9 protein-coding genes are annotated in these 12238 nt (G+C 69.8%); 3 read left to right on the plus strand and 6 right to left on the minus strand.

Features of this window, described 5'->3' with window-relative positions; translation table 11 throughout:
- Window positions 1-27 precede the first annotated feature (27 nt).
- Window positions 28-1482 (plus strand): N-acyl-D-amino-acid deacylase family protein, encoded by a 1455-nt coding sequence (locus tag AC6LKG_RS21320; protein WP_498167848.1) that lies wholly within the window; start codon window positions 28-30, stop codon window positions 1480-1482.
- A 76-nt stretch (window positions 1483-1558) separates the two neighbouring features.
- Window positions 1559-2209 carry a helix-turn-helix domain-containing protein gene (locus AC6LKG_RS21325; protein WP_498167851.1) on the plus strand — a complete coding sequence of 217 codons (651 nt, stop codon included), beginning with the start codon at window positions 1559-1561 and terminating at the stop codon, window positions 2207-2209.
- 58 nt (window positions 2210-2267) lie between these two features.
- On the opposite strand, the gene AC6LKG_RS21330 is transcribed toward AC6LKG_RS21325, so the two are convergent.
- The 5 genes from AC6LKG_RS21330 to AC6LKG_RS21350 all read right to left on the minus strand — a co-directional run bounded on the left by AC6LKG_RS21330 (window position 2268) and on the right by AC6LKG_RS21350 (window position 8048).
- Window positions 2268-3416: a zinc-binding metallopeptidase family protein gene (locus tag AC6LKG_RS21330; protein WP_498167854.1), complete on the minus strand. Its 1149-nt coding sequence runs from the start codon at window positions 3414-3416 to the stop codon at window positions 2268-2270.
- A gap of 33 nt (window positions 3417-3449) precedes the next feature.
- Window positions 3450-4547: a S66 peptidase family protein gene (locus AC6LKG_RS21335; RefSeq protein ID WP_498167869.1), complete on the minus strand. Its 1098-nt coding sequence runs from the start codon at window positions 4545-4547 to the stop codon at window positions 3450-3452.
- Window positions 4548-4784: 237 nt separating this feature from the next.
- Entirely contained in the window at window positions 4785-5534 is a 750-nt protein-coding gene (locus AC6LKG_RS21340; RefSeq protein WP_498167856.1) for an RNA pseudouridine synthase, read from the minus strand.
- Between the two features lie 242 nt (window positions 5535-5776).
- Complete coding sequence (gene ydiK / locus AC6LKG_RS21345; protein WP_498167858.1) at window positions 5777-6871, minus strand: AI-2E family transporter YdiK; 1095 nt, start codon at window positions 6869-6871, stop codon at window positions 5777-5779.
- An 82-nt stretch (window positions 6872-6953) separates the two neighbouring features.
- Window positions 6954-8048, minus strand: coding sequence for a DNA-binding protein (locus AC6LKG_RS21350; protein WP_498167860.1), 1095 nt, complete (start codon window positions 8046-8048; stop codon window positions 6954-6956).
- Window positions 8049-8280: 232 nt separating this feature from the next.
- On the opposite strand from AC6LKG_RS21350, the gene AC6LKG_RS21355 reads away from it, so the two are divergent.
- Window positions 8281-8640 (plus strand): Rap1a/Tai family immunity protein, encoded by a 360-nt coding sequence (locus AC6LKG_RS21355; protein ID WP_498167863.1) that lies wholly within the window; start codon window positions 8281-8283, stop codon window positions 8638-8640.
- An 85-nt stretch (window positions 8641-8725) separates the two neighbouring features.
- Here the strand turns inward: AC6LKG_RS21355 and AC6LKG_RS21360 are convergent, their stop codons facing one another.
- Complete coding sequence (locus AC6LKG_RS21360; RefSeq protein WP_498167865.1) at window positions 8726-12196, minus strand: autotransporter outer membrane beta-barrel domain-containing protein; 3471 nt, start codon at window positions 12194-12196, stop codon at window positions 8726-8728.
- Window positions 12197-12238 lie beyond the last annotated feature (42 nt).

Consider the following 12238-nt stretch of genomic DNA (forward strand, 5'->3'; position numbering starts at 1 on the left):
CCCCAGACCCCATCGCCGGAGAATGCCATGTCCGCAACCGATTCCCAGCCTTTCGATCTCCTGCTCGCCGGTGGCACCGTCATCGATGGCAGCAATGCGCCCGGGCGGCGCGCCGACCTCGGCGTGCGCGGCGACCGTATCGCCGCCATCGGCGATCTGACCGGCGCCACCGCGCATACGCGCCTCGACGTGACTGGCCTGGTGGTGGCGCCCGGATTCATCGACTCCCACACGCACGACGACAACTACCTGCTGCGGCGCCGCGACATGACGCCCAAGATCTCGCAGGGCGTGACCACCGTGGTCACGGGCAATTGCGGCATCAGCCTGGCGCCGCTGGCGCACGCCAATCCGCCGCCGCCGCTGGACTTGCTCGACGAAGGCGGCTCTTACCACTTCGAACGCTTCGCCGACTACCTGGCGGCCCTGCGCGCCGCCCCGGCGGCGGTCAACGCCGCCTGCATGGTGGGCCATTCGACGCTGCGCGCCGCCGTCATGCCCGACCTGCAACGCGAGGCCACGGAGGAAGAAATCGCCGCCATGCGGGCCCTGGCCGAGGAGGCCATGGCCAGCGGCGCCATCGGCATTTCGACCGGGGCCTTCTACCCGCCCGCCGCGCGAGCCACCACCGAGGAGATCATCGAGGTCTGCCGGCCGCTGAGCGCGCACGGCGGCATCTACGCCACCCACATGCGCGACGAGGGCGAGCACATCGTGGCCGCCCTGGAGGAAACCTTCCGCATCGGCCGCGAACTGGACGTGCCTGTGGTGATCTCGCACCACAAGGTCATGGGCCAGCCCAATTTCGGCCGCTCGCGCGAGACCCTGCCACTGATCGAGGCCGCCATGGCGCGCCAGGACGTGTCGCTGGACGCCTACCCCTACGTGGCCGGCTCGACCATGCTCAAGCAGGACCGCGTGCTGCTGGCCGGCCGCACCCTCATCACCTGGTGCAAGCCCTTCCCCGAGTTGAGCGGGCGCGACCTGGATGAGATCGCGGCCGAGCGCGGCAAATCCAAGTACGACCTGGTGCCCGAGCTGCAACCGGCCGGCGCCATCTATTTCATGATGGACGAGCCCGACGTGCAGCGCATCCTGGCGTTCGGCCCCACCATGATCGGTTCCGACGGCCTGCCGCACGACGAGCGCCCGCATCCGCGCCTGTGGGGGACGTTCCCGCGGGTGCTGGGCCATTATTCACGCGACCTGGGCCTGTTTCCGCTGGAAACGGCGGTCTGGAAAATGACCGGCCTGACCGCCGCCCGCTTCGGCCTGGCCAGGCGCGGACAATTGCAGCCCGGCTATTTTGCCGACCTGGTGGTGTTCGACCCGGCCACGGTGGCCGATACCGCCACCTTCGAGCAGCCCACCAGCCGCGCCGCCGGCATCCATTCGGTATACGTCAATGGCGCCCCGGTCTGGCGCGAGCAGGCGTTCACCGGCGAGCACGCCGGCCGGGTCCTGGCGCGCACGGCGGCCTGAGCCCGGCCAGCCTTTACAATCCGGCCTGAACGGGGCGGGATCCGCCCCTCTGGCAACCCTGGACGCAGACCGCTACATGGCCCCTCCCTCCGCGCGCAATACCGCCCCTCCCGACATCGTGGGCAAGGAAGCAATGGGCGCGCGCCTGCGCGCCGAGCGCAAGGCCCGCAAAATGACGCTGCAGGCGCTGTCGCAGGCCAGCGGCATCGCCGTATCGACCCTGTCCAAGGCCGAGCTGGGCCAGATCGCCCTGAGCTACGAGAAATTCGCGGCGCTGGCGCGGGCGCTGGACATCGACATGACGCGCATGTTCATGCTGCGCGACACGGCCCCGGCCGAGGTGGCGCCCACCTATGTCAAGAACACGCTCAGCGATGCCCGCGACTACGCCACCGAGAACTACCACTATCGCCTGCTGATGGGCGAATACCCTGGCAAGAAGATGATGCCCATGCTGGCGCTGATCGATTCGCGCAAGGTCGTGGAATTCGAGGACTACATCCGCCACCCGGGCCAGGAATTCGCCCTGGTGCTGTCCGGCAAGGTGCGCATCCAGTTCGAGAATGGCGACAGCGTGGTGCTGAACCGCCTGGAATCGGCGTATTTCGACAGCGGCATCGGCCACGTCTACCTGTCCTTGAGCAAAAAGCCGGCCGAAGTGCTGGCCGTCTGCAGCGACCTGGACGAAGTGCCCTCGCGCCTCAAGCCGGCTACACGCAAAGCCTGAGGCCGCCCGCCCCCATCCGGCCGGCGGCGTTGCCCCCCGCCCTGGCGACGCCAGCCCGTCAGCGGGCGGCGCCCCGGATCACCCGGTGCACGAATTGCAGCTTGCCGACCACGGCGGCGGGCAACACGAACGGGTAGAAATCGCGCTGGCCCATGCTGCGCGACAGCTCGTTGAGCACGCCGGTCAGCGCCACCCAGGCATTGACCAGGTCGAGAAACCCCTGCCCGTCGGGATCATCCGGGTCGTACAGCGCGGCCCGGGTGAAGGGTTCGCCCGCCTGCTCCACATCCACGCGGGCCACGCCGAAACTGATGGCGGTGTCCAGCGTGTCCATCATGTGCAGGTAATGGGCCCAGGTCTCGGCCCAGTCTTCCCAGGGATGGCAGGCCGCATAGGTGCTGATGAAACGCTGGGCCCAATCGGCCGGCGGCCCCGCCTCGTAGTTGCGCCGCAGCGCCTGCGCGTAGTCGGCGCGTTCGTCGCCGAACACGGCCCGGAACGGCGCCAGCCACGGGCCGTCGGCCACCAGCCGGTCCCAATAGAAATGGCCGATCTCGTGGCGGAAATGCCCCAGCAGCGTGCGGTAGGGCTCGCGCATCGCCTCGCGCACCTGAACGCGGTAGGCGTCATCGGCCTCGCGGATGTTCAGGGTGATCAGCCCGCCGCCGTGTCCTGTCATCGGCGGCGTGCCGTCGGCCGCCGGCGCCAGCAGATCGAACGCCAGGCCGCCATCGCCGGGCGCCTGCGCACGTCGGATCGGCAGGCCCAGGGTCAGTAGCTGCGCCACCAGTTGGCGCTTGGCGGCTTCGACCTTGCCCCACAGCACGCCATTCTCCGGCCGGGACAGATCGGGGATGGTCCGGTTCAGGCCGCAGGCCAGGCACAATCCGCTGGCCGAAGCGGCCGGCAGCAGCCAGTTGCAGGCCGCCGGACTGGCGAAATTGGCGCAACGCTTGAAGGTCCGCCCGCGCACGCGGCCGGCTTCGGCCCAGGTGCCCGCGGCCTTGCCCGGGTCCAGCGCCAGGACGTGCCCGCGCCTGGGATCGAAGCCCAACTGCCGATGGCAATGCAGGCATTCGCTGTTGTTGAAGAAAATGCGTTGGCCACAGACACACTGGAACGCCTTGGCGCGGGCGTGGCGGGGACGCGCGCGCGAACCCTGCGGGGTTCTCGACTGACGCGCCAGGGCCTGGAAGAAATCGTTCATGGGTCGGACTCCGCAAACGGCGATGGCGCGCGCCTACACCGCCACCGCCTGTTCCAGCCGCAGGCCGCGGCGTTGCGTATCCAGCGTCACCCGGGCGCCCAGCGGCAGCGTCAGATTGGGGTCGCCATGGCCGCTGGGCCAGGCCGCCAGTACCGGAATGCCCCGTCCCTCGAACTGTTCGCGCAGCAGCGGAAACAGTTGGCTCTGGCCCAGCGCATCGCCCATCGGCAGGCCCAGCCGGGTGAAACTGCCCACCAGCATTCCCTTGATGTGGTCGAACTTGCCAGCGGCCCGCAGTTGCGACAACAGCCGGTCAACGCGCGGCAGCGTCTCATTGACGTCCTCGATGAACAGAATCGCGTCGCGCGTGGCAATGTCATGGCGCGAACCGATCATGGCGGCGATCAGCGCCAGGTTGCCGCCCACCAGTCGCCCGCTGGCGCTGCCCGGCGCCAGCACCACCGGATTCGAATCCGGCGGGGCGTCGATCCAGGCCCCCTGCCCGACCTGGCCGCCGATCATGGCCAGCACGTGGCTGGCGGTGGGCTCCTGCTTGCCCGCCAGCAGGTCCTGCGCCAGCATCGGCCCGTGGAAGGTGGCAAAGCCGGCGTGGCGCTGGATCGCCAGATGCAGCGCCGTGATGTCGCTGTAGCCGATAAAAGGCTTGGGGTATTGGCGCAGCAGCGCGAAATCGAGCCGGTCCGCCAGCCGCCACGAGCCGAAGCCGCCCTGCAGGCACCAGACCGCGTCGATGGCCGGATCGGCGAACGCCGCGTGCAGGTCCGCCAGCCGCGCGGCGTCGTCGCCGGCCAGATAGTCGAAGGGCGCATCGCTGCGCGTCAGGGCCGCCGGCATGATGCGGGCGTCATAACCGCGCGCCCGCAACCAGTCGGCCGCATCAAAGGCCGCGCCGTCCGCGGCGGACGCGGGCGCGACGATCGCGACGCACCCGCCCGTGCGCAAGGCCGGAACCGCAACATCGCGGCCCGGCGCCCTGCCGGCTGGCGGGACGCCGCCGTCGCCGCTGGCTTGCTTCGGGGCGGCGACGCGACTGGCGCAACCGGCCAGCGCCAGGCCCGACAACCCCAACGCCCCCGCCGCCTTGAGCAGGCCGCGGCGCGTGCAATCAATCGGAGGCTGGGAAGCACGAGGCCATATCGCCATAGCTTATTTTGAATGAATAACTAAATTTATCAATAACTTAATCGACATTTGGAGAAATCACTCCAAATGAATTCCAGGCCGCCTGCCACGCCGGCGGACGGGCGCCGCACGAATCCAGAATCTACTTTAAGTTATTCCAGAATTCACTTTAACTTGCCGTGCGCGGTGCGCCGAAAAAAAACCGCCGGCGCTGGTCGCGCCACCTCAGAAGCGCTCGTATCCGAGCCGATAGCGCCATTGCCCCGCGGCCAGGCCCGCCATCGGCAGGCGGCCGATACGGATGCGGCGCAAGGCCAGCAATTGCAGCCCCGCCCTGTCGCAGGCGTACTCGATAAACCCCAGCGCCGGCGTCTTGAGCGCGAAGCGCAGATGGGTTTCGTTCTGCCAACTGACCTTCATCGGCGTGGCCGGCCGGCCCCCGTAAGGCAACCCGCGCTGCAACCAGGCCAGCCCGGCAGCATCCAGCGTGCCGCGCACCTGCGCGATGTACTCCTGCTCGACAAGAGGCCCGTCTTGCACCAGCTTGCGCGTGACCGCGTATTCCTGGGTGTAGACCAACAGGCCGCTCGCGGCGCGCTCGAGCGGCGTGGCCAGCGCCAGGCCATGGAACATGCGCTTCAGGTAGCGCTGGCCCGAGCGGTCGCCCGCCATCAGGTTCTCGGGCACGATCAGATCCAGCGCCGAGCGTCCCGGATCGCGAGGCGAGGGGCTCGCCGTCGGACTCGCCGCCAGGCCCGCCGGTTTGTGCACCAGCACGGTCACCGGCCGCATTTCTTCCAGGCGCGCGCCCGGCAACAGGCGCACCGCCTGGTCCGGACGAACCCGCAAACCGGGCTCCTCGACGACCTGGCCGTCCACGGCGACCCAGCCGCCTTCTATGTAGCGCTCGGCGTCGCCGCGCGAACAGGACTGCTCGGCGGCCAGCCGCTTGGCCAGGCGGACGCTGTCGCTCATGGCCGCCGCGCCACGTGCGGGCGAAATCGGGAACAGGCGGGTCGGGCAATCGGCGGGAACATCGTCATCTCGGACACGGCATCAAAAACGGAAACAGGAAAGGCCCTGGCAGCGCCCCAGGGCGCGGGCCGGCGGCCTGGATCGGGATGTTACGCCGTTTTCCCGCCGCCTCGCGGGCGCGCCTCGCGCCCTGGCGGCCGCCGCCGGCGTGAACAGGCCTCCAGGGCCCGCGCACGCGCGGCTCAGGCATCGGTGGACCGCGCCGCGGCCTCGGGCGGCGGCACCTCGTCAACCCAGGCCTTGAGCAGCGTGGAAGTCACCGCCAGGATCACCGGACCGATGAACAGGCCGACGATACCGAACGCGAACATGCCGCCCAGCACCCCCGCCAGGATCAGCAGCATCGACAGGTCCACGCCACGCTTGATCAGCAGCGGCCGCAACAGATTGTCGAGCATGGTGACGAGCACCGCCCACACCAGCAACAGCACCGCCGCCACTTTCATGTCATTCTGGAACAACCAGATGACGCCCCCCAGCAGCGGCAGGAACGGCCCCAACTGCGCCAGGCACAGCATCAGCATCAGCGCCGTGATGATGCCGGCCGCCGGCACCCCGGCAACCCACAGGCCCAGCCCGCCCAGCGCCGACTGCACCACCGCCGTCACCACAATCCCCAGCGCCACCGCGCGGATCGACAGGCCAGCCAGCCGGATGGCCGCAACCCCCCGGTGCCCGGCCAGCCGGTTGGCGAAGCGCTGCATGAAATTGGCGGCCACATCGCCCTGGCTATAGAGAATGCCGGCAATCACGATCGTGATCAGCATGTGCATCACAAACACCCCCACAATGGCGGCATTGCTCAACAGCCACTTGGCCGCCATGGTCACGTACGGCTCGAGCCGCGCCAGCAGGCCGCCGGCCCCCGCATCGGCCAGCGCCTGCCATTCGCGCGCAACGCGCTCGCCAGCCAGCGGAATCGCGCGCACCCAGCCGGGTGGCGCCATCAGCGCATAATCGGGAAGCCCCTTGATCGCCGCCATGATGGACCCGCCATGCAGGGCCAGCGTCGAAATCGCCTGATACAACGGCAGCACGATCACCACCAGCAGCACAATCAGCATGACCGCCGTCGCCAGCCAGCGGCGGCCGCCGCAACGGCGCTGCACCGCCAGCATCACCGGCCAGGTCGCCACCACGATAGTCGAGGCCCAGATCAAGCCGAACAGGAACGGCTTGAGCACATAGAGACTGCCGATCATCAGCGCCGACAGGATGACGACGACCAGCAGATTGCGCGCGAGATCCGCGGGCGGGCGTGGGGAAATCGGATTCAAGCGGGACTCCAGGGGCGGCAAAGGGGGCGTATACGAATTTATCCGAACTTCGCCGGCCACGGCGCGTCGGCGGCGGCGCGCCTCAATCACCGGCGGTCGGCTCGCGGGTGCCTGAATCGCCGCCCGCCGCCTCGCCATCGACGCGCGTCCTGGCCGCTACATCGGCAGCCGCCTCGGCGCGGGCGGCGATCAGGTGACGCGTCATTTCCAGCAGTTGCGCATCGCGGTCCTGCTGCCGCGCCAGCAGGTCGGCCTGCCGCGTCTCCGCCGCCTCCAGGCGCTGGGCCAGTTCCTGCTCGCGGCGGCGCGACGCCAGCAGGGTTTCCTGGAGCGCGGCCAGCTCGGCCAGGCGCCTGCCCTGCTCCGCCTGGGCTTCGGCCTGCAGGGCACGGAGACGGGCCTCGGCTTCGGCCCCGGCCTGGCGCAGGTTCTCGGCCGCCTGTGCCTGCGCCAGGCGCGACTGCTCGGCCTGCTGCTGCGCGGCCGCCTGCAAGCCCTCCACGCGCGCCAGCAGCCGTTTGCCCTGCTCCCGTTCCGCATCCAGGTCGTTGAGCCAGCGGCGTTCATGCGCGGCGTGGCGCGCGTGCGCCGCGGCCAGGGCTTCGGACTGCTCCTGGCGCCCGCGCTCGGCGTCGGCCACCTGTGCCAGCAGCGCGGCGCGGGCGTCCGCCAATTGCTGCTGCGCCAGGGCCGCGACCTCGTCACGCTGGCGCAACTGGGATTCGGCCGTGCGCAGGCGGGCCTCCGTGGCGGCCAACTGCCCGGTCGCCACCTTCAAGCCTTCTTCCAGGTCGCGTTCGCGGCTGGCCAGTTGCGCCTCGCGCTGGCGCAACTGCGCGGCCTGGGCGGCCAGGCGCTCGCCCGCCTGGCGCACCGCCTCGGCCTGCTGTCGGCCGGCCTCGGCCTGCTCGGCGCGCGCCACCGCCAGCGCGCTTTCCCAGAAATGCGCTGCGGCCTGCGCGACCGGCTCGGGCACGGCCGCCGGCGCGGCAAAGGCACCGGGGTCCTGGATGCGGGCGCCCAGCGCGCGAAACCAGGTTTCCAGGTGAGGACTGACGGTATTGGGCGAACCCCGCCCGATTTTCTGGCGCACGCGCTCGATGGTGGGTCGCGCGCCCTCCAGCAAGAGCGTGTCGGCGGCGCGCCAGACATCCTGTTCGGTAATACCGCTGGCCATGGCTTGGATTCCGAGGTCGATAGGGATGGAATTACTCACGATAATGGAACCTTATCGTGGGTAAATTACTATTGGTGTTTTATATCATACAACATATGTATTATTTAATATCTTAAGATCGGGTTTCGCATTTCCAGGCCCGGAACAGACGGGTGCTAACATCGTCGGCAGCAATGGGCCGCCCCGCCCGACCAAAGCCACCGGGTCGCACGATTACGGAGAAAAATCGCCAATGAAGCGTCTGATGTTGGTCATCATGCTGTCAGCGTGCGCCAGCGCACAGGCGCAGGAAACCAGGGCCTGGCACTTCACCGGCGCCGAACTGGCCGCGGCGCTTGCCGGGCGGATGCCTTCGGAAATGCGCGATGCCCAGCTCGGCAAACGGTTCTCGGCCTCGTATGCGCAGGCCTACATCATGGGGGTCGCCGACCAGACGCAGGGCACGCTCTGGTGTACCCGCAGCGGCGTTCTGCCGCATGAACTGAAGGACCGCGTCCACACCTACCTGTCCGATTTGCCCGCCAGCCGTCTCGACGAGAATGCCGCGCCGCTGGTCAGCGAGGCGCTGCGCCGGTCTTTTGCCTGCCGCTAGCGGCCCCCGGCGCCGGTCCCGCACAGGGTGCCGCCATCACGGATCGACGCCATTCCTTTGCCGCACGTCCGTCCTGGGGCGGCCCTCAGAAGCGCCAGGCAACATTCAGGCTGCCTGCGTTCTGGCGGTTGCCCCCGCCGAACTGGCCGTCATAGGCCGCCCCGACAGTGGTCGAGGCCGTCACCCGCATGTCGATCCCCAGGCCGATGACAGCCGCATCGCGCGCCAGGGGCGTGCCGGCCACCGTGAAGGGCGCGCTGCCGCTGAACTTCAAGGTAGTGGTGGGATCGAGATCGCCGAAGGCGTGGCGCCAGCCCGCCATGGCGTGCACGCGCCCAGGCCTGCCGGCGGATTCGAAGCGCGTCTCGCCACGCAGGCCCAGCGTGGTCGTGGTGACGGCGTTGCGCTTGCTGTCGCCGTCCAGCGCCGCCGACCCGCCGGATTCCGAGAAGCCGCGCGTGCGCAGGTCGCTGAAATTGACGCCGGCGAACGGCTGCAGCGCAACGCGGTCGTTCAGGGCGAGCCGGTAGCCCAGTTCGGTGAAAACCTGCGCGGTACGGGCGTGATAACTGGCCGTCAAGGTCTGGTTCAGTCCGGCCGCGCCGGTGTCGCGGCGCGTATCGATCTCGTGCCAGGTGTAGGCCAGGCCCGCGGTCCATTCGATCTGGCCCGCGCCCGCCTGGAAGGCCTTGCCGCCGTAGATCGTGGCGCTGTAGCTGTCGATGTCGGCGGTCGAGGCGCGGTCGCGCAGCGAGGCATGGCTGCCCGTGTAGCCGAGGGCCCCACCCAGGCGCCAGCCGCCGCGCAACGCGCCGTCGCCACCGACGAACAGGCCGCCGTCGGAATTGCGCACCCGGGCGGCGTTGCCGTCGTCACGCAGGCTGCGCCAATTGCCGAATACCTGGGCCCAGAGCGGTTGGGCGGCCGAGCGCGGCAAGGCGGCGCCATCCATGGCGGCCCCGACGCTGTCGCGCTGCGCGGTGGGCGCGCCTGGCGTCTGGCCGGCATGCAAGTTGGCGCGCAGATGATTCACTGGCAGGCTGGCCACGGTGTCGGCGATGCCCTGCAGCACCGCGGTGGTGCTGGCGTGCATTTCGCCCGACAAGGCGTCCAAGGCGGCGGGTGGCGCGCCCGCGGGCAGGTTGAGCACGCGCGCGTAGACCGCGTTGCCTTGTGGCAGGCCTTGCACGGCGTTGGCGACAGCGCGCTGGTTGCGCGTGGTGGCGGCATCGGCGAAGCGGATCGGGCGCGCGCCAGGGCCGCCAGGCACCTGCTTGAGCAGCATCCGTAGCGTGACGGCATTGGCGCCGTAGCTCAGTTGCGGATCCAGGTAAGCGTAGTTGCTGGCGACGCTCTGGAAGCTGCCCGCCACGCCGCCGGCAGCGGTCACGATGACATAGTCGCGCGCCGTGCTGAAACTTCCATCCGGCCCGATATGTACGACCGATCCGCCAAGGGTGGCTGTGCCGCCGACGGCGATGCGATCGCTCGCCGTCGAGCTGGAATCGACCTCGACCTGGTACACCGACCCCGGCGCCAGCGTGAGATTGCCCGACACATTGAGCGTGCCGATGGAGTTGCCCGGCGCGATGACGCCACCGGAAGCGACAATGACGCCGCCAATCGTCCCCTGGCCGCCGAGAGTGGCGCCATTGCCCACGGTGACGGCCGCCGGCAGGACCGCCGCCGCGTGGGTCGAATCGCCCACCACCAACTTGCCCGACTGCAGGGCGAGCGCGCCGGCGTAGGTGCTGACGCCATTCAATGTCAAGGTGGCCGCGCCCGTCTTGGCGAGCGCGCCGTTACCGCCCAGCGCGCCCTGCAGTGTCAAGGGTTGCTGCGTCTCCAATGTGCCCCCGCCTGCGCGCACTTCCAGCGCACGCGTGGCAATGATCGGCGCGGTGTTGCGCAACGTGCCGCCATCCAGGGCCAGGGAACCGGCCGGATCGCCTAGCGCGGCATCCGACGAGATGGCCAGCGTGCCATCACGCAGTGTCCACGATGTGAGGCTCGTAGTGGCGCCCGTGAGCGTCCAAAGGCTGGCGCCGGTTTTCTCCAGCTTCTCGAAACCTTGGTATTGCCCGCCGCTGCCCACCGCGCCGAGCTGGCCCACATTGAAGGTGGTGCTTGCATCCGCCGTATCGCCGCCCAGCGCCAGCACGTCGCCGCTGGCGCCAGCGCCGCTGGTCGTGACGACGTTGCCGACGATGGCGGACCCGGCCGTCAGCGTCAGGCGGTTGCCACCACCACTGAGCTGCACGGCATTGGCCCGCGCGCCGAAGCTGCCCAGGCCGCCGACCAGCGTGCCGCTGTTGATGATCTGGGCGCCACCTTGCGCGACGACCGCCGCACCGCCACTTGCCGCAATAAAGCTGGAAGACGATCCGGCGTTGCCGCCCAGGATCATGCCGGCGTTCGCCAGCGATCCGCCGGTGTTGATGAAACGCACGCCCGCGCCGCCCTCGCCGCCCGCGGCCGAGGCGCCGAACGATGTGCCGCCCGCGCCGCCCGAGATCCGCCCCGTCGCAGCGTTGTCGATGGCGGTGCCGTTGGCGACGATGCCATCGCCGCCCATGCCGCCATTGACGCCTGCGCCGCCCGACGCGCCGCTTATGGTCCCGGGGCTGACGATCGTCCCGCGATTGGCGAGCACGCCAGCGCCACCGTTGCCACCGTGATTGTCCGAGCCGTTGTTGGAAGTGCCGCCGGCGCCGCCCTGCACGGTGCCGGCATTGTTGGCAAGGGTGCCGCCGTCCACCAGGAATAGCCCCGCGCCGCCCGAGCCGCCGCTCGCGCCAACCCCCGCGTTGGCATTGCCGCCCGCCCCGCCCAAGATGTCGGAGCCATTGTTTTGGATGGTGCCGCCCGAGAGCAGTACGAGGCCGGCTCCACCGCCGCCGCCGCCACCGCCCGCGAGGGTTCCGGCGGCGCCGTCACCCCCGCGCACCTGATTGCCCGCCGTGTCCAGCGTCGCCCCGGGCGCGGTCAGGACGAGCCCGCCCTGCCCGCCACCGCCGCCGCCACCGCCAGCGTTGAAGCCCTGTTCCTCGCCGGCCTCGCCGGCCGCGCCGGCTACGCTGTTGGACAATACCGTACTGGCACTGCCATTCAGATTGCCACCGACGATCGAAGCCTGGTTAGCGCCTCCACGCCCCCCTGGGCCGCTCACGGACGCGGCGCCGCCGCCGCCGCTACCGCCCGAGGTCAGGTCGTTACCGTACAAGAAGCCCCCTATTCCGCCGGCGGCGGAGCCGGAGTTGCCGCCATTGGCGCCCGCGCCGGCAGCAGTCGACGGCGTCGCACCGGCGCCGCCGCCGCCGCCATCGACGGGCGTGGTCGGCAGGACGCCGCCCTGGCCGCCGCCACCACCGCCGCCGCCGCCCGCCAGTCCTCCCGCCCCGCCGCCGCCGCCATTGCCGTAGCTGGCATTGGCGCCGTTGCCGCCCTGACCGCCGGCGGTGGCGATGTCGCCGGGGGCGGCGAGCGTGGGCAATGGCGCCGTGGTGGAAAGGATGGCGATCGGCAATACCAGTCGATGGATGGCGTGGTTTTTCATATTGCGCGAGCGTAGGCGGCCTGCGGCGGATAGATCCGCCGC

This window comes from Achromobacter sp. 46006, assembly GCF_059761975.1.

Bases quoted from the DNA above. Each gene is read 5' to 3' on its own strand.
- AC6LKG_RS21320 (WP_498167848.1), top strand. From the start codon at position 28: ATGTCCGCAACCGATTCCCAGCCTTTCGATCTCCTGCTCGCCGGTGGC.
- AC6LKG_RS21325 (WP_498167851.1), top strand. From the start codon at position 1,559: ATGGCCCCTCCCTCCGCGCGCAATACCGCCCCTCCCGACATCGTGGGC.
- AC6LKG_RS21330 (WP_498167854.1), bottom strand. From the start codon at position 3,416: ATGAACGATTTCTTCCAGGCCCTGGCGCGTCAGTCGAGAACCCCGCAG.
- AC6LKG_RS21340 (WP_498167856.1), bottom strand. From the start codon at position 5,534: ATGAGCGACAGCGTCCGCCTGGCCAAGCGGCTGGCCGCCGAGCAGTCC.
- AC6LKG_RS21350 (WP_498167860.1), bottom strand. From the start codon at position 8,048: ATGGCCAGCGGTATTACCGAACAGGATGTCTGGCGCGCCGCCGACACG.
- AC6LKG_RS21355 (WP_498167863.1), top strand. From the start codon at position 8,281: ATGAAGCGTCTGATGTTGGTCATCATGCTGTCAGCGTGCGCCAGCGCA.
- AC6LKG_RS21360 (WP_498167865.1), bottom strand. From the start codon at position 12,196: ATGAAAAACCACGCCATCCATCGACTGGTATTGCCGATCGCCATCCTT.